The sequence below is a fragment of the Bradyrhizobium sp. 956_D2_N1_4 genome (genome assembly GCF_052076025.1).
GTDB classification, from domain to species: Bacteria; Pseudomonadota; Alphaproteobacteria; order Rhizobiales; family Xanthobacteraceae; genus Bradyrhizobium; species Bradyrhizobium barranii.
The window spans coordinates 3415917-3436666 of record NZ_CP197237.1; the positions used below are offsets into that span (position 1 = coordinate 3415917).

The 20750-nt window shown below is 65.7% G+C and carries 16 protein-coding genes; 6 read left to right on the top strand and 10 right to left on the bottom strand.

All coding sequences use genetic code 11. The features are described 5' to 3' along the window. Window positions 1-7 precede the first annotated feature (7 nt). Complete coding sequence (locus tag AB7535_RS16010) at window positions 8-832, bottom strand: invasion associated locus B family protein (RefSeq protein WP_135213671.1); 825 nt, start codon at window positions 830-832, stop codon at window positions 8-10. Between the two features lie 272 nt (window positions 833-1104). Between AB7535_RS16010 and AB7535_RS16015 the strand changes: the two genes are divergently transcribed. The 3 genes from AB7535_RS16015 (at window position 1105) to AB7535_RS16025 (ending at window position 5767) form a co-directional block, all read left to right on the top strand. Further along, window positions 1105-2952, top strand: coding sequence for an extracellular solute-binding protein (locus AB7535_RS16015; RefSeq protein WP_167767899.1), 1848 nt, complete (start codon window positions 1105-1107; stop codon window positions 2950-2952). Window positions 2953-2956: 4 nt separating this feature from the next. Then, window positions 2957-4459, top strand: coding sequence for a class I adenylate-forming enzyme family protein (locus tag AB7535_RS16020; protein WP_135213673.1), 1503 nt, complete (start codon window positions 2957-2959; stop codon window positions 4457-4459). A gap of 84 nt (window positions 4460-4543) precedes the next feature. Further along, the gene (locus AB7535_RS16025) at window positions 4544-5767 is read left to right on the top strand and encodes a GGDEF domain-containing protein (protein WP_135213674.1); all 1224 of its coding nucleotides are present in this window, start codon (window positions 4544-4546) and stop codon (window positions 5765-5767) included. A gap of 55 nt (window positions 5768-5822) precedes the next feature. On the opposite strand, the gene AB7535_RS16030 is transcribed toward AB7535_RS16025, so the two are convergent. The 3 genes from AB7535_RS16030 to AB7535_RS16040 all read right to left on the bottom strand — a co-directional run bounded on the left by AB7535_RS16030 (window position 5823) and on the right by AB7535_RS16040 (window position 11055). Continuing rightward, on the bottom strand, window positions 5823-6953 hold the full coding sequence (locus AB7535_RS16030) for an acyl-CoA desaturase (protein WP_167767924.1): 1131 nt from the start codon (window positions 6951-6953) through the stop codon (window positions 5823-5825). A 296-nt stretch (window positions 6954-7249) separates the two neighbouring features. After that, window positions 7250-10768, bottom strand: a complete 3519-nt coding sequence (mfd, locus tag AB7535_RS16035) for a transcription-repair coupling factor (RefSeq protein ID WP_135213675.1) — start codon at window positions 10766-10768, stop codon at window positions 7250-7252. Then, window positions 10765-11055 (bottom strand): FAD assembly factor SdhE, encoded by a 291-nt coding sequence (locus AB7535_RS16040; protein WP_028147879.1) that lies wholly within the window; start codon window positions 11053-11055, stop codon window positions 10765-10767. The genes mfd and AB7535_RS16040 overlap by 4 nt, the downstream gene beginning before the upstream one ends. 185 nt (window positions 11056-11240) lie before the next feature. Here AB7535_RS16040 and recG point away from each other — a divergent pair, with 185 nt between their 5' ends. Further along, window positions 11241-13349 carry an ATP-dependent DNA helicase RecG gene (gene recG, locus AB7535_RS16045; protein ID WP_135213676.1) on the top strand — a complete coding sequence of 703 codons (2109 nt, stop codon included), beginning with the start codon at window positions 11241-11243 and terminating at the stop codon, window positions 13347-13349. Here recG and panE read toward each other — a convergent pair. Further along, complete coding sequence (gene panE, locus AB7535_RS16050) at window positions 13346-14275, bottom strand: 2-dehydropantoate 2-reductase (protein ID WP_135213677.1); 930 nt, start codon at window positions 14273-14275, stop codon at window positions 13346-13348. The genes recG and panE overlap by 4 nt on opposite strands. Before the next feature lie 300 nt (window positions 14276-14575). Here panE and AB7535_RS16055 point away from each other — a divergent pair, with 300 nt between their 5' ends. Continuing rightward, entirely contained in the window at window positions 14576-15013 is a 438-nt protein-coding gene (locus tag AB7535_RS16055; RefSeq protein ID WP_224580756.1) for an AAA family ATPase, read from the top strand. A 28-nt stretch (window positions 15014-15041) separates the two neighbouring features. On the opposite strand, the gene AB7535_RS16060 is transcribed toward AB7535_RS16055, so the two are convergent. The 3 genes from AB7535_RS16060 to glmS form a co-directional block, all read right to left on the bottom strand. Continuing rightward, entirely contained in the window at window positions 15042-15899 is an 858-nt protein-coding gene (locus tag AB7535_RS16060; protein WP_135213678.1) for an NAD(P)-dependent oxidoreductase, read from the bottom strand. Between the two features lie 105 nt (window positions 15900-16004). Then, a complete protein-coding gene (locus AB7535_RS16065) occupies window positions 16005-16775 on the bottom strand; it encodes a DUF502 domain-containing protein (protein WP_135213679.1) in 771 nt (256 codons plus the stop codon). An 89-nt stretch (window positions 16776-16864) separates the two neighbouring features. Continuing rightward, the gene (glmS, locus tag AB7535_RS16070; RefSeq protein WP_208071273.1) at window positions 16865-18691 is read right to left on the bottom strand and encodes a glutamine--fructose-6-phosphate transaminase (isomerizing); all 1827 of its coding nucleotides are present in this window, start codon (window positions 18689-18691) and stop codon (window positions 16865-16867) included. A 220-nt stretch (window positions 18692-18911) separates the two neighbouring features. On the opposite strand from glmS, the gene AB7535_RS16075 reads away from it, so the two are divergent. Further along, window positions 18912-19130 carry a hypothetical protein gene (locus AB7535_RS16075; protein WP_071913760.1) on the top strand — a complete coding sequence of 73 codons (219 nt, stop codon included), beginning with the start codon at window positions 18912-18914 and terminating at the stop codon, window positions 19128-19130. A gap of 9 nt (window positions 19131-19139) precedes the next feature. On the opposite strand, the gene AB7535_RS16080 is transcribed toward AB7535_RS16075, so the two are convergent. Further along, window positions 19140-19325: a hypothetical protein gene (locus AB7535_RS16080; RefSeq protein ID WP_135213681.1), complete on the bottom strand. Its 186-nt coding sequence runs from the start codon at window positions 19323-19325 to the stop codon at window positions 19140-19142. A 12-nt stretch (window positions 19326-19337) separates the two neighbouring features. Further along, window positions 19338-20705 (bottom strand): bifunctional UDP-N-acetylglucosamine diphosphorylase/glucosamine-1-phosphate N-acetyltransferase GlmU, encoded by a 1368-nt coding sequence (glmU, locus tag AB7535_RS16085; RefSeq protein ID WP_135213861.1) that lies wholly within the window; start codon window positions 20703-20705, stop codon window positions 19338-19340. Window positions 20706-20750 lie beyond the last annotated feature (45 nt).

Genomic DNA, 20750 nt, shown 5'->3' on the forward strand with positions numbered 1-20750 from the left:
AGCCCGCTTACTTCTGACCGGCCGGAGCCGCGCCGGGCGCGCCACCGTTCTGCTCGAGCTTCTTGCGCTGCTCGTCGGCCTTCTTCTGAAGCTCTTCCTGAAGCTTCTTCTGGGTTTCCTCGAACACCTTCGGATCGGTCGGCGGACCGTCATAGGCCTTCTGGAATTCGCCGGCGAGCGGCAGCGGCAGCGTCAAGGGCGCACCGTTCGCATTAATCGCCTGGACAACGAGGTTCTGGCCCTTCTTCATGTTGCCGATGAGCTCGGGCGTGGCCTCGTAGTCGGACATGCAGCCATTCTGGAAGCAGATCACGTAGGGGCTCTGCAACGGCGCATTGTTGTCCACGATGATGCGGGTGCCGTGCACGAGCTGCATGCCGAGCGGCAGCGTCACGCGCAGGATCTTCTTGGGCTCGCCTTCCGGCTCGATGATCACGGCCGCGATGACCGGCTGGCCCGACTCGATACGGCCGTCCTTGCCGGTGAAGCAGACCTGCTTGGCGTTGGCGTCCTGGCCCTTGAGGCAGAACTTGGTCCAGGGGGCGTAGATCAGCTGGATCTGCTGATCGGCCGGCTGGGCCGCGGCGCCCTGCTGCGCCGGAGCGCCCTGCGCGGGAGCCGGCTGGGCGGGAGCCTGGGCAGCCGGCGCCGGAGCCTTGGGGGCAGCCTTTGGAGCAGCTTTCGGGGCCGCCTTGGGCGCGGCGGGGGCACCGGGGGCCGGCGCCGGGGTCTGGGCCTCAGCGGCAAACGGAACGGCCAATGCCGTCGCCGTCAACAAGGCGAGAAGTCGCCCGCGCGGCCGGACGGACGCGGCCAAGTAACGGAAATTCATTGCGGAAAACCCTTTCTGAACGGGAAGTGCCCGAACCGCTCCAAAGCGACGAACCTGGCCGCGTTGGGCGCGGCTCTCTCCCCGTCAATTGAGGCGGATAAGTGACGGGCTCGACGCTCTTGCGCGATTGCGTGCCTTCTTAACGTGGCCGACGAAAAGATCAATGCCGACAAGCGTCTTTGGCCACGCCTTGAACCGCTCCCTGGCCTGCGATCCGTGAAATTCCTTGTGATAGGATTCAGGCCCGCAGGTCCTCGAATCAACGTGTGCCGATGTCCATGTTCCAGCGCCTTCTCGAGGGCCTTCCTGAGGGCCTTGGCACCCGCCTCTGTCTTCTCGCCTTCGTCGTGGCCTCCGTGCTCTCCGCAAGCGGCGCAGGGGCTGAGGAAGCCCATGCCATCGCGATGCACGGCAAGCCGGCGATGCCGGCCGATTTCACCCACATGCCCTACGCCAACCCTGATGCCCCCAAGGGCGGCCGGCTGACCTGGGGCATTCTCGGCACCTTCGACAGCCTCAATCCCTTCATCGTCAAGGGATTGGCCGTGCAGCCGGTGCGGAACTATGTGGTCGAGAGCCTGCTCGCACGCGGCAATGACGAGGCGTTCACGCTCTACGGCCTGCTCGCCAGATCGGTCGAGACCGATGACGCGCGGAGCTTTGTCACGTTCCGACTCGATCCCCGCGCCCGCTTCTCCGACGGCAAGCCGGTCCTGGCGGAGGATGTGCTGTTCTCCTGGCAGCTGCTGCGCGATCACGGCCGCCCCAACCATCGGCAATATTACTCTAAGGTCGCCAAGGCCGAGGCGCCTGACCCTCTCACCGTCCACTTCGACCTGGCTGGCGCCAACGACCGGGAATTGCCGCTGATCCTCGGCCTGATGCCGATCCTGCCGAAGCATGCCGTGGATGTCGCGACCTTCGAGGAGACGACGCTGACCAGCCCGATCGGCTCGGGCCCGTATCGGATCACGGCGGTGAAGCCCGGCGCCAGCGTGACCTTGACCCGTAATCCCGACTATTGGGGCCGCGACCTGCCCATCAATCGCGGGCTCTACAATTTCGATGAGATCAGGCTCGACTATTTTCGCGAGGCCAATGGCCAGTTCGAAGCCTTCAAGCGCGGCCTCTATGATTTCCGCGTCGAGCATGAGCCGCTGCGCTGGCACGACGGTTACGACTTTCCAGCCGCCAAAAGCGGCGAAGTGATCCGCGACACCATCAAGCCCGGCGTGCCGCAGACTTCCGAATTCCTGGTGTTCAACACGCGCCGTCCGATCTTTGCCGACATCCGCGTGCGCCGGGCACTGACGCTGCTGTTCGATTTCGAGCTGGTCAACCGCAACTACTTCTTCGGACTCTATTCGCGCGTTGCCGGCTATTTCGCCGGCTCCGACCTGTCGGCCTATGGCCGGCCTGCGGATGCGCGCGAACGCGAGCTGCTGAAGCCCTTCGCCGCGCAGATCCCGCCCGACGTCATGGACGGCAGCTACCGCCTGCCCGTCACCGACGGCTCGGGGCGCGACCGGACGACGCTGCGCGCGGCACTCAAGCTCCTGTCGGACGCCGGCTACGATCTCGACGGCACCGTGCTGCGCAACCGCGCGACAAAAGCCCCCTTCACCTTCGAGATGCTGGTGACGACCCGCGACCAGGAGCGCATCGCGCTCGCGTTCCAGCGCGACCTCAAGCGCGCCGGCATCGAGCCGAGCGTTCGCGCGGTCGATCCCGTGCAGTTCGACCAGCGCCGGCTCGGCTACGAGTTCGACATGATCCAGAACCGCTGGGACCAGTCGCTGTCGCCCGGCAACGAGCAGTATTTCTATTGGGGGAGCGCGGCCGCCGACAATCCGGGCACCCGCAACTACATGGGCGCCAAAGATCCCGCCGTCGATGCCATGATCGACGCTCTCCTCGAGGCCCGTGATCACACGGCCTTCGTCTCGGCGGTGCGGGCGCTCGACCGCGCCCTGATCTCCGGTTTCTATACAATCCCCCTGTTTAACGTATCCGAGCAATGGATCGCGCGCTGGAATCGGATAGAACGGCCAAAGGCCACCGCGCTGTCCGGCTACCTGCCGGAGACCTGGTGGTCGAAGGGGCAGCCGCAAGCGAAGTGACGCCGTGAATCAGCCAGCCGTATCGCCGACGCTCGACACGCTGTTTCAGCGCACGCTGATGCGGCAACCGCACGCGCCCGCTTTGCTCGATCCCCTCAACAAGGCCCGCGTGACCGGCCACCAGCCGCGGCGCATGACCTACGCCGAGGCCGACACCGCCATCGAGGCCCTGTCGGCGCATTTCGTCGAATCGGGCCTGCCGGCCAATTCCGTCATCGCGATCCAGCTGCCTGCTACGGTCGAGTTCGTGCTGACAGTGCTCGCCGCGCATCGCGCCGGGCTCGTCGTCGCCGTGCTGCCGCTGCTCTGGCGCCATGCGGAACTGACCGCCGCGCTGAACCGCACCGCGGCGCGCGCCATCGTCACCATGAGCAAGGTCGACGGCGTCAGCTATTCCGACCTCGCGATGCACGCCGCCGCGGAGGCCTTCTCGATCCGCTACGTCTGCGGTTTCGGCGCCGACCTGCCCGAGGGCATGGCTTCGCTCGACGACGTGCTGGCCCGCCCGCCCGGCACCACGCGCGCCGTGATCCAGGACGGCCGCAAGGCGGCGATGATCTCCTTCGACGTCACCGCGGAAGGCTTTCGCCCGGTGCCGCGGCCGCATTTCAGCCTGATCGCCGGCGGGCTCGCGATGTCGCTGGAAGCCGACATCAAGCAGGGCGCGACCGTGATGGCGGCGTTTACGCCGATGTCGTTCGCAGGCCTCGCCTCCTCGCTCGCGGTGTGGCTGCTCTGCGGCGGCACGCTGGCGCTGCATCATCCCTTCGAGAACGACGTGCTGGAACGGCAAATCAACGAGCACGAATGCGAGGTGCTGATCGCCCCCGCGCAGCTCGCGCTGCGGCTCGGCGATGCCGATCTCGCGGCGCGGATGCCGAGCTTGCGCAACGTCATCGGCCTCTGGCGCGCCCCCGAACAGGTGGCGGCGAGCGATGCCTGGATCGCGCCGCATGCACCGCTGACCGACGTCTATCTGTTCGGCGAGGCCGGGCTGTTCGGCGCCCGCCGCGGCGAGGACGGCATGCCTGTTGCGGTGATGCCCGGACCGCACGGCGCCCCGCGCGAGCAGTCCGGTTCCTCCATCGCCGGCGAGATCCTGCTGACGCCCAGGGGCACGCTCGGCCTGCGCGGAGCGATGGTGCCGATCGCGGCCTACGCGCCGCCGCAGCCGGTCGGCGACACGCTGACGGCGCAGCCGCCGCGCGATTATGTCGACACCGGCTATGCCGCGCGGCTCGACCGTCCGAGCGGCGCGATCTGCATCACCGCACCGCCCTCCGGCATCATGGCCGTCGGCGGCTACCGCTTCCTGTCCAACGACCTCCAGGAATGGGCGCGCCGGCTCGGCCAGGGCGCCCTGCTCACCGCACTGCCCGACCGGCTCTCGGGTCACCGGCTCGCAGGACGGGCGCAAGACAATGCCCGCGCCCGCGAAGCGCTCAATGAACTCGGGCTTAACCCCCTGATGGTCGAGGCTTTTCGCGACCGCTCCGGGCCGGTTTAAGCGTAGTTTCGACCCGTCCATTGACGCTGCATTAAGGCAACCGGACTAGATTGCGCAGCATCTGTTGCGTGATCAGAGTTTGCGATGTCCCAGGCGGGCCCGATCCTGTTTGTGTCCAACGCCCAGCGGCCGCCTTTCATTGCGGCCCTGGACGAGGCCCGTCTGTTTCCCGTCGTCGACGCCGACTGGGCCAGCGCGGCGCGCGCGGTCGAGCAGGTGCAGCCGGCCGCGGTTCTCGCCGCGATGCATGCCGGGCACGAGCCCCATCTGGCGACGCTCGCCAGGAAGATCGCGGACCAATCGCCCTACCTGCCGTTCGTGGCGCTCGATGCTGCGGGCACGCTGCCGCAGAACGCCCTGCCCTTCTCCTCGCGCGGCGGCAATTCCGACCGCCTCGTCGCGCGGCTCCGCGCCGCGCTGCGCGTACGGACTCTCCATGCGACGGTTCTGCGCCGGCTGCCGGACGCGAAAGTCGGGTTGCCGGAGGGGGATCCGGCACGCGATGCGACGGTGCTCCTGATCGGCCGCGGCACAGCCTATCCTGCGCTCTCCGTCGCACTCGGCGAACGCGTCGGGGTCGTCGGCGCGCTCTCGATCGAGGCCGCTGCCAAGCATCTCAACACCCGCGACATCGATGGCGTCGTACTCGCCGAAGGTTTTACCGCGCGCGTCACCGACGCCTTCCTCACGGTGCTCGCCGAAGACACCCGATTCCGCAGCCTGCCCGTGGTTGTCACCGCGCACCAGCTCGCGCAGACTTACGACCTGCCCAATCTCGAGCTGATCCCGGGCGAGCCGGCGAAGGTCGCCGCCAACGCGCTGCCGCTGATCCGCCAGCACGCGATGGAAGCGCAACTGAGCCGCACGCTGCGTTCGATCGATGCCGGCGGCTGGCTCGACCCGCGCAGCGGCCTGCTCACGGTGGAAGCTTTTGCCCGCGATTTCGCCAAGGCGGTCGAGCAGGCTCTTGCCCGCGGCGGCGGCCTCTCCGTGGCGCGCTTCGCCTTCGAGCCCGGCAATTCCCGCGCCCAGCTCGACGCCGCGCGGATCCTGAGCCGCCTGATGCGGCAGATGGATTTTGGCGTGGCGCAGAAAGACGGTTCCGTCGTCGTCGTGTTCGCGGAGACCGACTTCCGCACCGCCCACATGATCGCCCGCCGCCTGTCGGCGGTGATGCGGCACACCTCCAACGGCAAGCACGAGATGCGCAGCGATCCCGTCGTCAGCGTGGACTCGCTGTCGCCGTCGGATACGGCGCGGTCACTGCTCGGGCGTCTCTCAGCCGACGCGTCGCGCGCGGCGTCGTAGTCGCGCGTCAGCAATCCCTGATCTCGTGCGCGCCCCTTGTCCGGGGAACGTGGCGCTAAACGCCGCTATTCGCGTTCGATTTCGGTGCGGCCGCCAGAGCGGGAGTGGCCAGGAGAAAGCCGACAGTCTCGTTCAGGAGCTCGTGGGCCCGGTCGACGATGTCGTCCAGCGACATCGTCTTTGCGAACATGCGCTGCGCTTCAGCCAGCAACTGGTCGCGAGTCGGCATGCTGGACAGACGCAAATCGGCACGCTGCTGCAACAGAATGATCGCGTCCCGGACCGACAATTCGGTCTCATGGATCGACGTCTTGATCGCCTGTGCGATGTGTTCAGGATTGAAGCGAGCGGCGAGCTGCTCGGCCGCTTGCTTGATCGCGCGTGATCCCAACCGATGCTCATTGCGCAGGACCTGCTTGGGCGGCATCTTCAGATCCCGGACAATCCCGAGCCAGGACAAAGCCACCAGGATATAATAGGTGAGATCAATCTCGTACCAGTGGAAGCCCTGTCGAGCACTGGCCTGATAGGCGTGGTGATTGTTGTGCCACCCCTCACCCATCGTGACGAGAGCGAGCAGCCAGTTGTTGCGGGAATCGTCGCCGGTCACATACCGCCTGCGGCCGTGAACATGTGCGAGGGAGTTGATGCAGAACGTGCCGTGATACACGAGCACCGTGCTCCAGAGGAAGCCGACCACGAGCCCTGACCACCCCGCAATGAGGAAGCAGAGGCCCGCGAGCACGAACGCCGGCAGAAGCTCCAGTTTGTGCAGCCACATCAACTCGGGATACGACGCCAGATCCGATACTTTCACCAGGTCGGTTGCATCGTGCTGCCGGTAGAAGATCCAGCCGAGATGACTGTAGAGGAAGCCCTTGTGCCGGGGCGAATGCACATCCTGCGCCGTATCCGAGTGAAGATGATGATGGCGATGTTTGGCAGCCCACCAGAGGACGCTTTTCTGAGCGCTGCTCTGGGCCAGGAAGGCCAGGATGAACTGAAACACCCGGCTGGTCGCGTAAGCCCGATGCGAGAAATACCGGTGATAGCCGGCGGTGATCGCAAACATGCGCAGCCAGTACAGAACCGCGCAAATGGTAACGGCTTGCCACGAGACGCCCGACCAGATCGCCGCGACGCATCCCGCGTGGACCAATATGAACGGCAGGACCTGCGGATACATGACGTCGTCGTGTTCGTCACCGTGTTCCTGGCCTGAATCGATATTGATAGACACGCTCGCGACCTCAGAAGTTTCAATGGGCGGGGCAGCCCCGCTTTGCGGTACAAAAAACCCGCGGCCGGTAAACCAGTCGCGGGTCACACGAATCAGGTCATCAGTCGGGCACGCTATCAGCGGCGAGGCCAAATCGTCGGCCAAACTCGACGAATCGAACATGGCTGTCGTTCGATCATTCCGCAAGTGGCCATATGCCGCTGTCTTGTATCCAAGTACCGCTCCGGTGGCGCTCGGAACAATTACGCCGCCTTCTTGCTCTGCGCGAGCTGTGCAAGCTGGCGCATGATCTCCGTGGTGCCGGCGAGCCGCTCTTCCGGCGTCTCCCAGTCCTGCAGGAACACCACCTTCATGTCCGGCCGCACCTTGGCGGCCTGGCCATAGCTGCGGATGAACGACACCAGGCGGTCGGGATGGGCAAACGAATTATCGCGGAAGGCGATGACGGCGCCCTTCGGACCGGCGTCGATCTTCCCGACATTGGCCGTGCGGCAGAACGCCTTGATCGCGGCGACCTTGAACAGATAGCGCACCTCGTCGGGCAGCACGCCGAAACGGTCGCGCATCTCGGCGCCAAAGTTCTCGATCTCCTCCTCGGTGTCGAGATCGGCCAGCCGCCGGTACAGCGACAGCCGCACCGAGAGGTCGCCGACATAGTCTTCCGGAATGAGCACGGGCATGCCGATGGTGATCGAGGGCGACCAGCGGTCGGCGGCGGGCTCGGACACGCCGGCCTTGAGGTTGACGATCGCCTCCTCCAGCATCGACTGGTAGAGCTCGAAGCCGACTTCCTTGATGTGGCCGGACTGCTCCTCGCCGAGCAGGTTGCCGGCGCCGCGGATGTCGAGGTCGTGCGAGGCGAGCTGGAAGCCCGCGCCCAGCGTCTCCAGCGATTGCAACACGGTGAGCCGGCGCTCGGCCTGCGCGGTGATCTTCTGCTGCGCCGGCAGCGTGAACAGCGCATAGGCTCGCAGCTTGGAGCGGCCGACGCGGCCGCGGAGCTGATACAGCTGCGCCAGGCCGAACATGTCGGCACGGTGCACGATCAGGGTGTTGGCGTTGGGAATGTCGAGGCCGGATTCCACGATGGTGGTCGACAGCAGGATGTCGAACTTGCCGTCGTAGAAGGCGGTCATGATGTCTTCGATCACCGCGGGCGGCATCTGGCCGTGCGCGACCGCGACCTTCATCTCCGGCACGTTCTTGTCGAGGAAGTCCTTGACCTCGGCGAGGTCGTCGATGCGCGGCACCACGTAGAACGCCTGGCCGCCGCGATAACGCTCGCGCAGCAGCGCCTCGCGGATCATCAGCGGATCATGCGGGGCGACGAAGGTACGCACCGCGAGGCGGTCGACCGGTGGCGATGCGATGATCGAGAGCTCGCGGACGCCGGTCAACGCCAGTTGCAGCGTGCGCGGGATCGGCGTCGCCGACAGCGTCAGCACGTGCACCTCGGACCGAAGTGCCTTCAGCCGCTCCTTGTGGGTGACACCAAAATGCTGCTCCTCGTCGACGATGACGAGGCCGAGATCGCGGAACTTGATCGCCTTGCCGAGCAGCGCGTGGGTGCCGACGACGATGTCGACCGAGCCGTCGGCAATGCCCTTCTTGACCAGGTTCAGCTCTTTGGTCGGAACCAGGCGCGAGGCCTGCGCCACATTCACTGGAAAGCCCTTGAAGCGGTCGGTGAAGGTCTTGTGGTGCTGGCGGGCGAGCAGCGTGGTCGGCACCACGACCGCGACCTGCTTGCCTTCGAGCGCGACGGCAAAGGCCGCGCGCAAGGCCACCTCGGTCTTGCCGAAGCCGACGTCGCCGCAGATCAGCCGGTCCATCGGACGGCCGAGCTCAAGGTCCTTCAGCGTGGATTCGATGGCCCCTAACTGGTCCTCGGTCTCGTCATAGGGGAAGCGCGCGCAGAACTCGTCGTAAAGTCCCGGCTGCACCGGCAGCTTTGGCGCCTCGTGCAAATGGCGCGCGGCGGCGATCTTGATCAGCTCGCCGGCGATCTCGCGGATACGGTTCTTGAGCTTGGCCTTGCGGGTCTGCCAGCCGCTGCCGCCCAGACGATCCAGCTCGACCGCGGTCTGGTCGGAGCCGTAGCGCGACAGCAGCTCGATGTTCTCGACCGGCAGAAACAGTTTTGCGTCGGCGGCGTAATGCAGCTCAAGACAGTCATGCGGCGCGCCGGCGACGTCGAGGGTTTGCAAGCCGATGAAGCGGCCGATGCCGTGGTCGGCATGGACGACGATGTCGCCGGCGGTGAGGCTCGTCACCTCCGAGATGAAATTGTCGAGCTTGCGGCTCGCCTTGCGGGGCCGCACCAGGCGGTCGCCAAGGATGTCCTGCTCGCTGATCAGCGCGATCTCGTCGGTCTCGAACCCTGCCTCCAGGCCGAGCACGGCGAGCATGGTCTCGTTGCGCGGGGTCGCCTGCACCGTCCGCCAGGCGTTGACGCTGGTGGTATGGGTCAGCTTGTGGTCGCGCAGCATCGAGGTCATGCGGTCGCGCGATCCCTCGCTCCAGAGAGCGATCACGACCTTCTTGCGCTGGGCATGCAGCGCCATCACGTGGCTGACGACGGACTCGAACACGTTGACGGTGGCGTCGTTGCGTTCGGGTGCGAAGTCGCGGCCCTTGCGCGCGCCGGCATCGACGATCGTCGCACCATCGGCCGGAACCGAAAACTGCGTCAGCCGCACCAGCGACATCTCGCTTTCGCGCCTGGTCCATTCCTCGTCGGTGAGATAGAGCCTGTCAGGCGGCAGCGGCTTGTAGATGGCACCGCCGCCGGGATGCTCCATCGCATCGCGGCGGGCTTCGTAGTAATCCTGGATCTGCTTGAAGCGCTCACGAACCGCGTCCTCGGCCTGCGGCTCGATCGCGATGGCTGCGCCTTGCAGATAGTCGAACAGCGTGTCCATCCGGTCCTGGAACAGCGGCAGCCAGTGCTCCATGCCGGGATGGCGGCGGCCCTCGCTGACGGCCTCGTACAGCGCGTCGTCGCGCTCGGGCGCGCCGAACTCGGCGACATAGCCCATGCGGAAGCGACGGATGGTGTCGGTGACGAGCTGGAATTCCGAGATCGGCACGAGGTCGAGCGAGCGCATGTCGAGCATCGTGCGCTGGGTCTCGGCGTCGAAGGAGCGGATCGATTCCAGGCTGTCGCCGAAGAAGTCGAAGCGGACCGGCTGGTCGAGGCCGGCCGGAAACAGGTCCAGGATACCGCCGCGCACGGCATATTCGCCGGGCTCGCGCACGGTCGAGGAGCGGTTGTAGCCGTTGTGCTCGAGCCAGGCGACGATGGTGTCCATCGGCACCACATTGCCGGGCGCGACCGACAGCGCCTGCGCGGCAACGAGTTCGCGCGCAGGCACGCGCTGCACGATTGCGTTCACCGTGGTCAGCACGATCAGAGGCTTGTCGCTGCCGGTCAGCGGCGCAAGCCGCGCCAGTGTGGTCAGGCGCTGCGCCAGGATGCCGCCATGCGGCGAGACGCGGTCATAGGGCTGGCAGTCCCAGGCCGGAAAGGTCAGCACCGGCAAATCGGGCGCGAAGAATTGCAGCGCGCGCTCGAGCTGCTGCATTCGCCCACCGTCGCGGCAGACCACGGCGAGGCTGACGGCCGGTTTCTTCGGCCGCGCCGCGATGGCGCGGGCCAGATCGGAGATGACGAGGCCCTCGGCGCCCTCGGCAACATTGGCAAGCGTCAGCGCGCGGCCGGGCGTGAGCAGCTCGGCCGGCGACTTCATCCCCTGTTTCATAAATCGCCGTCCGTAATCGGGAACGCCTTGATGCGGGCAAACAGCGCGCCGGTGACATCAGCTGGCAGCACCTTGTCACCGGTGATGGCGGCATAGAGATCGGGATCGGACTCCTCGAGCAGGGTCTCGAGCTCGGTCAGCTCGTCATCGGACAGATTGCCGATCTCGGCATCCGCGAAGCGGCCCAGGATCAGGTCCATCTCGCGCGTGCCGCGGTGCCAGCAGCGGAACAGAAGCCGCTTGCGGCGATCGTCCAGCCCGTTGCTCGATCGTGTCGTTCCCGTCATGTCTCAGATCCAGTCAAACGCAGAAAGCCCGGACGTGCCGGGCCGGGGTGATATAGCCACTCGGACCGCCCCTGTCAGCCCTCGATTTGGCATGGCCCGCTGCCCGCGCGGGCGCCGCGAAAAAAGCCGTGGATGCCCGGCATAAAGCCGGGCATGACGGGCCGAAACGATCCTAGATTCGCCTGATGCGCCCCAGCCTGCTCAATCCGCTGTTTGCTCCCGTGACCAGCCTGCCCGGCGTCGGTCCGAAGCAGGACAAGCTGCTGCAGTACCTGCTCAGCCGCAATGAGACGCCGCGCCTGATTGACCTGCTGCTGCATTTGCCGAGCCAGGTCATCGACCGCCGTGCGCGGCCAAAGATCCGCGACGCCGTCCAGGGAACCATGGTGACGCTGGAGGTCACCGTCGATCGCCATCGCCCGCCTCCGCCGCGCAACGCCCGGGCGCCCTATCTCGTCTACGCCAGCGACGACACCGGCGACGTCGTGCTGACCTTCTTCCGCGCCAAGCCCGGCTATGTCGAAAAGCTGCTGCCGATGGGCGAGAAGCGCTACGTCTCGGGCACACTGCAGATGTATGACGGCATCCCGCAGATCGTGCATCCCGACCGCGTGCTCGACGAAGAGGCGATCTCGAAGCTCTCGGGCATCGACCCGGTCTATCCGCTGACCACGGGTCTGGCGCTCGGCTCGCTGCGACGCGCGGTCGCGCAAGCGCTGCAGAAGCTGCCCGCCCTGCCGGAATGGATCAGCCCGGAGGTGATGCGCCGCTGCAGTTTTCCGACGGTCACCGAGGCGCTCAGCCGCGTGCATCAGCCGGTCGAGCTCACCGACATCCTGCCCGAAAAGCCCTACTGGTCGCGCCTCGCCTTCGACGAGCTTTTGGCCGGCCAGCTCGCGCTGGCCCTGATCCGCGCGCAATTGCGCCGCCCGGCCGGCGTCCGCAACGCCGGCGACGGTCACTTGCGCAACAAGATCATCGACGCCCTGCCCTATGCATTGACGTCGTCGCAGCGAGAAGCGACCGCCGCGATCGCGAACGATCTGCAACAACCCGTGCGCATGCTGCGCCTGCTTCAGGGCGATGTCGGCTCGGGCAAAACCGTGGTGGCGCTGCTGGCGGCCGCCGCCGTCGCCGAAGTCGGCAAGCAGGCCGCGCTGATGGCGCCGACGGAAATTTTGGCGCGGCAGCACATCAAGACCATCGCCCCGCTCGCGGAGCGCGCAGGGCTGCGCGTGGCCATCCTCACCGGCCGCGAGAAGGGCAAGGAGCGGCGCGAGCTGTTGGCACAACTCGAAGCCGGCGAGATCAATCTCCTCGTCGGCACCCATGCGCTGATCCAGGACGACGTGATCTTCAACGATCTCGCCCTGGCCGTCGTCGACGAGCAGCATCGGTTCGGGGTGCGCGAACGCCTCGCGCTGACCTCGAAGGGCGCCGCCGTCGATGTGCTGGTGCTGAGTGCGACGCCGATCCCGCGCACGCTGGTGCTAACCTATTTCGGCGACATGGACATCTCCGAGTTGCGCGAGAAGCCCGCCGGCCGCCAGCCGATCGAGACCCGCACCATATCGATGAGCCGCCTCAATGAGGTCACGGACAGCATCGGCCGGGCCTTGGAGGCGGGCAAGCTGGTCTACTGGATCTGCCCGCTGGTCGAGGAATCCGAGGCCGAAGGCACCGAGCACCTGACCAATGCGACCAAACGCTTCGAGAGCTTGCAAAAGCGTTTCGGCGACCGCGTCGGCCTCGTCCACGGCCAGATGAAGGGCACCGAGAAGGACCGCGTGATGGGCCAGTTCGCCGCCCATGAGATCGGCCTTCTGGTTGCGACCACCGTGGTCGAGGTCGGCGTCGACGTGCCGGCCGCGACCATCATGGTGATCGAGAACGCCGAACGGTTTGGCCTTGCCCAGCTGCACCAGTTGCGCGGCCGCATCGGTCGCGGCTCGGAAGCCTCGACCTGCCTCCTTCTCTACTCGGAGCCGCTTGGCGAGATGTCGAAGGCACGTCTGAAGGTGATCCGCGAGACCACCGACGGTTTTCGCATCGCCGAGGAAGATTTGAAGCTGCGCGGCGAAGGCGATGTGCTCGGCGTGCGCCAGAGCGGCCTGCCGGGCTACCGCATCGCGCGGTCGGAGGTGCACGGCCAGCTCATCACCCAGGCTAGAGACGAGGCGCTGCGGATCCTCAAAGACGATCCGAAGCTGAAGGGCGAGCGCGGCGAGGCGCTACGGTGCCTGCTGTATCTCTACGAGCGGGACGAAGCGATCCCGCTGATCGGGGCGGGTTAGCCTGCTGCTCTTCGGCGTCCGACCTCATAAGCCGCCACATGCGCGCGGGCCAGATCCAGCAGCGGCGTATCGATACCGAGCGTGCGGGCGCGATTGGCCATATCGCCCAGGATATGCTCCGCTTCGGTAACCGAACCACGCTCGATATCGCGCAACATCGAGGCCTTGAGCAGCGAGTCCAAGGTGGTGAAGAGCTTTCGGTCAAACTCGATGAACGGAGCGCGCGGCTCAAAACCCGACGCCGTTGCAACGGCACAGCATTCCGCGAACAGCCGGAAAATGGACTGCTCGCCGTTCGGCACCGCCAGGATGTCGCCGATACTTGCGCGCATCAGGCAAGTGATGCCAGCGAGCGTGCTGAGCTGGACGAACTTTTCCCACATGTCCTGCATGATCGCTTCGCTGGCGCGCACGTCGATGCCGGGGACATGGAGCAATGTTTCCAGCGCGAGCGCACGCTCGCTCAGCGCCCCGTTGGTCTCGCCGAAGACGATGGTCTGATTGGCCATGAACTGAACGACACGACCATCCGCATCGAGGCCGGCGCTGACGTTCGCCAACCCGCCGAGGACGCGCGCTGCACCGAACTTCGCGGTCAAGGTGTCGATATGTTTCAACCCGTTGAGGATCGGCAGGATCATCGTATCGGCGCCAACTGCCGGGGCAAACTGGGCCATCGCATCGTCGAGCGAGTAGGATTTCACCCCGACGAGCACGACGTCGAATGTCTCCTTGAGATCGTCTGCCAAGATGATCTTCGGCTGTACGGCAAAGTCGCCATGCGGACTCGCGACCTGCAATCCATTCCGCCGCAATTGCTCGGCACGCTTCGCTCGCACCAGAAAGGTCACGTCGCCGCCCGCTCGGACCAGGCGAGCTCCGTAATAGCCTCCAAGCGCGCCTGCGCCGATCACCAGCACTCTCATTCGAACTCCGATTGCATCCATCTGTCTCCGCAGAAACGATAGCAGACGGGGCGTGCGGCGTCTCCTCCCCGTCATTGCGAGCGCAGCGAAGCAATCCAGAATCTTCCCACGGAGACAGGCTGGATTGCTTCGCTGCGCTCGCAATGACGAAGTGGATAGAGCCGCTTCAGAAGACTCACCCTTTCGCCGCGGTCGACTTTATGAAACCTTGCGCTCATGCGCAGGGTCATCGTCGTCGGTTCTCAGGGAAGCGGAAAGACGAGCCTCTCCCGAAGTCTCGGGCGGAAGCTTGGACTGCCCGTGGTGCATCTCGACGTGCTCTACTGGCGGCCGGGATGGAAGCCATCCGACAAGGCCAGCTTCCGTCTACGCGTCGCGGAGGAGATCGCGGGCGACGCATGGGTCATCGACGGCAGCTTCTCGGGGCTCGCCTTCGATCTCACGCTTGCGCGTGCCGACACCCTGGTCGTCATCGACCGCCCACGCTGGCTCTGCCAGTGGCGCATTCTCTGGCGCTCCGCGTTCGATCGCGACACGACGCGACCCGATCTGCCCGAGGGATGTCCGGAACAGTTCGACTGGAAACTGATGAAGGAGGCGTGGCGCTACGACACCGAGCGCGTGCCCGTCATCGAGGCCGAGCGCCTTCAATATGGCCCCGATGTCCCGGTCGTGCGCCTGAGACGCGACCGGGACATCCAGGGTTTTCTGGAGTCGGTTTCAGTGCACGGCGAGTGATCCATCGCCGTGACGTCGGACTGGACGGTCAGGCCTTCTTCTGCGCGACACGCGCTGCGAAGGCCTTCAGCAGTGCCGCATCCACCGCTTCGCCATTCGCATCCGCGGCGAGGTGCTCGAACCAGCGTGCAAAGCCTTCGTAGATCTGGCTCGCCGGATGGTCGGGCCCGAGGAAACCCGAGATCTCCCGCATCTCCGCGACCCAGCGATAGGCCTTCGGGATCATGTCCGGCAGCGCGACTTCGAGCCGGGCCAGGACCGCGGGCTGGCTCAGCGCGAGCTCGTCGCGCAGCGCATCGGCCGCGCCCGCTTTCGTGGCCGCGACCACCATGGCCGAGCCGATGCCGGCCAGGCCCTTGACGATACCGGCATAGGACATCTTCAGCGCGGAGGCCGCGCCGACGGGTCCCTCGACAATCCGCACGTCGAGCCCGAGATCCTTCAGCACCGCGAGATCCCCAGCGTACTCGCCGGACAGGTAGAAAGCCGGGCTCTTGCTGCCGGGCTGCGGCGGGAAGCCGATGATGCCGCCATCGACGAACGGCGCCTGCGCCGAGCCGATGATCTCCTCGATTCTTTGAACGGTATCGACATTGACCGCGTTGCAGTCGACGACGATGGGCTTCTTCTCGCGCCGGACGATCAGCGCGGCCAGGCGTTCGGCCAAAGCCACGGCTTCGCCCGGCGGCACGATCGAAAGGATGATGTCGGCCTCCACGATCGCGTCGTCCTCGGCGCCGATCATGCCGGCATCCGCGGCGCGCTTTTGCGTCGCCTCGCTGCGCCCCTTCAACGATGTCAGCACGCGCGCACCGTTTTCGCCGAGGCGGCGGGCCACGGCGCTGCCCATGGCGCCGGGCGCGAGGATCGCAATGGTCTTCGTCATCATGCACTCCAGGTCGAATTCCGAGCGAGGCGCTCAATTCAACCGGAAGACTAGCAGAGGACGAAAGTGCTTGCGTGAATGCGGCCATCCGAAACGGGAATGGCCCTACTCCACCTTCGCAGGCTGGGGCTGGAGCGCCGACGCGTTGGCGATGCGCGCGGCGTTCGCCATGCCCGCGAGCGCGGCGGCCTTCTTCGGGTCCGGCGCCAAGCCCGGCTGCACCACGCCGGCCGACATGATCAGGGTCGCGGCGTCCTCGGTGCTCATGTCGACTTCGACGATCTTGCTCTTGGGCACGTAGAAGAAGAAGCCCGTGGTCGGGTTCGGCGAGCACGGCAGGAATACGGAGACGTGCTCCTCCTGCCCCGGCAGGCTGCGCGCGACCTCTTCATTCGGCGACTGCGAGATCAGCACGATCGACCACATTCCCGGCGACGGAAACTCGACCAGGCCGACTTTGCGGAAGCTCGAGCCCTTGCCCGAGAACAGCGTCTCGAACACCTGCTTCAGGCCGCGATAGATGGCGCGCACCGCCGGGATGCGGCCGAGGAAGGTTTCGCCGATATCGACCAGCGTCCGGCCGATCAGGTTGGCCGCGAGGAAGCCGACCAGCGTCAGCGTGAAGAATGCGACAATCAGTCCCCAACCTGGAACGACATACGGCAGATAGGTTTCGGGCCGGTAGGCCAGCGGCACGAACGGCCGCACCACGCCGTCAACCCAGGTGACGAACCACCAGACCAGATACAGCGTGATGGCAATTGGCCCCGTCACGACGAGGCCGGTCAGAAAATAATTGCGGAAGCGGCCCATCAGGCCGGTATGCGGTTCCGGGATGGGATCAAGCGGCGCAGGCGCGTCGTCGCGGGGGGTCATTCGGGTTCCAGGTCGGTCGCTGCACTCAAGCTAGGGTCTTCTAGCAGGTTTTGGAAGACTACCTAGCGTTCCGGCCTGATCCCTTCTGCCTATTCCACGGTCACCGATTTCGCGAGGTTGCGCGGCTGGTCGACGTCGGTGCCCATGATGACCGCCGTATGATAGGCGAGCAGCTGAACGGGGACGGCATAGACCATCGGTGTGAACGCGGCCGCCATGTCGGGCATGACGATGGTGACGAGGGACTCGACGGTCGCCTCCTCCGCGCCTTTGGCGTCCGTCATCAGGATGATTCTGCCGCCGCGGGCGGCAACCTCCTGCATGTTGGAGACGGTCTTTTCGAACACGCGGTCATAGGGGGCGATGACGACGACCGGCATGGTCTCGTCGATCAGCGCGATCGGCCCGTGCTTCAGCTCGCCGGCGGCATAGCCCTCGGCATGGATATAGGAGATCTCCTTCAGCTTCAGCGCGCCTTCGAGCGCGAGCGGGAAGCTGGTGCCGCGGCCGAGATAGAGCACGTCGCGCGATTTGGCGATCTCACGCGCGAGCTTCTCGATCTGGAGCTCGGTGGTGAGCGCGTCCGACATCAGGCGCGGGATCTCGACAAGGCCATGAACGAGCTTGGTCTCGTCCTCGTCGGACAATTCGCCGCGGGCCTTGCCGGCCGCGATCGCAAGATTTGCCAGCACCATGAGCTGGCAGGTGAAGGCCTTGGTCGAGGCGACGCCGATCTCGGGGCCGGCGAGCGTCTGCAGCACGGTCTCGCTCTCGCGCGCGATCGTCGAGGTCGGCACGTTGACGACGGCCACCGTGTGCACGCCCTCAGCCTTGGCATAGCGCAGCGCGGCCAGCGTGTCGGCGGTCTCGCCCGACTGCGAGATGAAGATGGCGAGATCGCCCTTGCGCAACGGCGCCTCGCGGTAGCGGAATTCGGAGGCGACATCGACCTCGACCGGCACGCGCGCAAAGCGTTCGAACCAGTATTTCGCGACGAAGCCGGCGTAGCTCGCGGTGCCGCAGGCGGTGATGTTGATGCGCTGGATGCTCTTGAAGTCGAACGGCAGCTTGACCGGCAGCGAGACGCGCTCGGTCGCCATGTCGACATAGCGCGCTAGCGTGTGGCCGACCACTTCCGGCTGCTCGTGGATTTCCTTCGCCATGAAGTGGCGGTAATTGGCCTTGTCGACCAGCGAGGTCGAGGCGGCGTGCTTGATCTTCTCGCGCTGGACGGCGTGGCCGTCCTTGTCGAAGACCGTGGCGCCCTTGCGCGTCAGCACGACCCAGTCGCCGTCTTCGAGATAGCTGATCGTGTCGGTGAAGGGGCCGAGCGCGATGGCATCGGAGCCGAGATACATCTCGCCGTCGCCATATCCGATCGCGAGCGGCGGGCCGTTGCGGGCGCCGATCATGAGGTCGTCGTCACCGGCGAAGATGAAGCCGAGCGCGAAGGCGCCACGCAGCCGCGCCAGCGTCAGCTTCACCGCTTCCACGGGCTTGTTGCCGCGCGTGAGCAGATCGTCTACGAGATGCAGCACGATCTCGGTGTCGGTCTCGGTGTGGAACACCGTGCCCTTTTTCTCGAGCTCCTCGCGCAGCTCGCGGAAATTCTCAATGATGCCGTTGTGGACCACGGCAACGCGTTCGGTCGCGTGCGGATGGGCATTGTTGACGGTCGGCTTGCCGTGGGTGGCCCAGCGGGTGTGGCCGATGCCGGTTGTGCCTTTGAGCGGCTCGGCTTCGAGACGCTTCTCCAGGTTCTTCAGCTTGCCCTCGGCGCGGCGGCGCTCGAGATGCTTGCCTTCGAGCGTGGCGACGCCCGCGGAGTCGTAGCCGCGATATTCAAGACGTTTGAGCGAATCCACCAATTGCTCTGCAACCGGCGTGCGCCCGAGAATGCCGACAATCCCGCACATGCGGATCAATATCCCCCAAATCGTCGAAAAATCGCCTAAACGATCCGCTCGGTCTTTAGCGAAGTTCCTAAGGAACCAGATACTCAATAATTATTGCTGATTGAGACAGCACCGTTTCGCATCCGGCTTCGACTGCGTCGAATTGGCCGGCCTTAAACCGCGCGCATTAACTCCTTGTCAACAAGTTTGGCCAACGATTCCGGGACAGGAGAATAAGGCCATGAAAGGCTCATCCGACCGCAAAGGTCTGTCATCGACGTTCTTGCGCGCCAGCGAGACCACTGGCACGCACCTTGCGCATTGGCCGCCGCCCCAGCGCGGCAAGGAAAGCAAGCCCGTCTTCGTCAAGCACGCCGCCGGAGAACCTGCGAAACGGGCAAAGCCGCGCGGCTGGCGCCTGACGCGCGCGATCTTCTCGGAATTCTCCGACGACGAATAGCGGCGCGCCCTACCACCCCAGCGTCACGGCCCAGACGAGGGAAATGAGGAGCGCCCAGAACGCCAGCCCGATGACGAGGGCCAAAATCTCGGGCGGATCGTACTCGTTCACTTCCCGCAGCAGCAGTCGCCCCATCCCCGTGACGAATGTGTCGATCAGAAAACTGAAGAGATCGCGCACAAAGCGAGAGGACACGGCAGTTGGCGCTCAGTTCTCCGGCTTCTTTTCCGGCTTCTTGCCGCCGGTCTTCATCTCGCGATAGCGCGCGGCGCCGCCTTCCCTGATGGTCTGCTGGTTGCGCTCCAGCGCCATGGCGTCGTCGGGCACATCGCGCGTGATCACCGAGCCCGAGCCGATATAGGCGCCGTTGCCGATCTTCACGGGCGCGACGAGAGAAGAGTTGGTGCCCACGAAGGCACCCTGCCCGATGATCGTCTTGTGCTTCTTGAAGCCGTCGTAGTTGCAGGTGATGGTGCCGGCGCCGATGTTGGAATTGGCGCCGATGGTGGCGTCACCAATGTAGGAGAGATGGTTGACCTTGACGCCGGCCTCCAGCGTCGCGGCCTTGGTCTCGACGAAATTGCCGATCCGCGCGCCGTCGCCGAGCGAGGTGCCGGGTCGCAGCCGCGCATAGGGGCCGATCGAGACGTTCTTGCCGAGCGTGGTCTGCACGATATGCGAGAAGGAATGGATCACCGTGCCGTCGGCGATCGACACGCCCGGACCGATCACCACGAACGGCTCGATGGTGACGTCATTGCCGAACACGGTATCGGCGGACAGATAAACGGTCTCGGGCGCGATCAGCGTGACGCCTGCTTCCATCGCCGCTTTGCGCAAGCGCGCCTGCATCACGCCTTCGGCCTCCGCGAGCTGCGCCTTGGTGTTGATGCCGCGCACCTCGTCCTCGCTGGTCTCGATCACGACGGCCTCCCATCCCTGTTCACGAACGACGCCGACCGCGTCGGTCAGATAATACTCGCCCTTCGAATTCGCATTGCCGATCTTGTCGAGGATCGCGAGTGCACGGCGCCCGTCGATCGCCATCAGGCCGGCATTGCACAGATCGATCTTGCGCTCTTCCGCGCTGGCATCGGCATGCTCGCGGATCGCGACCAGACGGTCGCCCTCGACGATGAAGCGGCCATAGCCGGTGGGATCGGCGGCGCGAAAGCCGAGCGCGGCGATTGCTGCGCCCTTCGCGAGCGGCGCGCGCAGCCGCGCAAAGGTCTCGGCCGAGATCAGCGGCGTGTCGCCGAAGGCAATCAGCAGATCGTCGGCGCCCCGCGCAATCGCCTCGCGCGCCGCCAGCACCGCATGCGCGGTGCCGAGCCGTTCTGCCTGCACGAAGGTGAGCGCATCGGGACGGATACGTTTCGCCTCGTCCCCGACCGCCTGATGGTCGGGGCCGATCACGACGGCGAGCGAGGTGCCGGTTCCCTTCGGTGTGGCGGCGAGCACGTGCGCGAGCAGGCTCTGGTGGGCGACCGGATGCAGCACTTTCGGCAGGTTCGATCGCATGCGCGTGCCTTCGCCGGCGGCGAGTACGATCGTGAGGCTGGAACGGGCGGTCATCGAAATCCTGTCAAACATGGCCGAATCAACGGGCGGCGCCAGGCC

Coding starts and splice junctions, on each gene's coding strand:
- mfd (WP_135213675.1), bottom strand. CDS start 10,768: ATGAAACAGGGGATGAAGTCGCCGGCCGAGCTGCTCACGCCCGGCCGC.
- glmS (WP_208071273.1), bottom strand. CDS start 18,691: ATGTGCGGGATTGTCGGCATTCTCGGGCGCACGCCGGTTGCAGAGCAA.
- AB7535_RS16060 (WP_135213678.1), bottom strand. CDS start 15,899: ATGACGAAGACCATTGCGATCCTCGCGCCCGGCGCCATGGGCAGCGCC.
- AB7535_RS16075 (WP_071913760.1), top strand. CDS start 18,912: ATGAAAGGCTCATCCGACCGCAAAGGTCTGTCATCGACGTTCTTGCGC.
- AB7535_RS16015 (WP_167767899.1), top strand. CDS start 1,105: ATGTCCATGTTCCAGCGCCTTCTCGAGGGCCTTCCTGAGGGCCTTGGC.
- AB7535_RS16025 (WP_135213674.1), top strand. CDS start 4,544: ATGTCCCAGGCGGGCCCGATCCTGTTTGTGTCCAACGCCCAGCGGCCG.
- AB7535_RS16040 (WP_028147879.1), bottom strand. CDS start 11,055: ATGACGGGAACGACACGATCGAGCAACGGGCTGGACGATCGCCGCAAG.
- AB7535_RS16010 (WP_135213671.1), bottom strand. CDS start 832: ATGAATTTCCGTTACTTGGCCGCGTCCGTCCGGCCGCGCGGGCGACTT.
- AB7535_RS16030 (WP_167767924.1), bottom strand. CDS start 6,953: ATGTATCCGCAGGTCCTGCCGTTCATATTGGTCCACGCGGGATGCGTC.
- glmU (WP_135213861.1), bottom strand. CDS start 20,705: ATGACCGCCCGTTCCAGCCTCACGATCGTACTCGCCGCCGGCGAAGGC.
- recG (WP_135213676.1), top strand. CDS start 11,241: ATGCGCCCCAGCCTGCTCAATCCGCTGTTTGCTCCCGTGACCAGCCTG.
- AB7535_RS16065 (WP_135213679.1), bottom strand. CDS start 16,775: ATGACCCCCCGCGACGACGCGCCTGCGCCGCTTGATCCCATCCCGGAA.
- panE (WP_135213677.1), bottom strand. CDS start 14,275: ATGAGAGTGCTGGTGATCGGCGCAGGCGCGCTTGGAGGCTATTACGGA.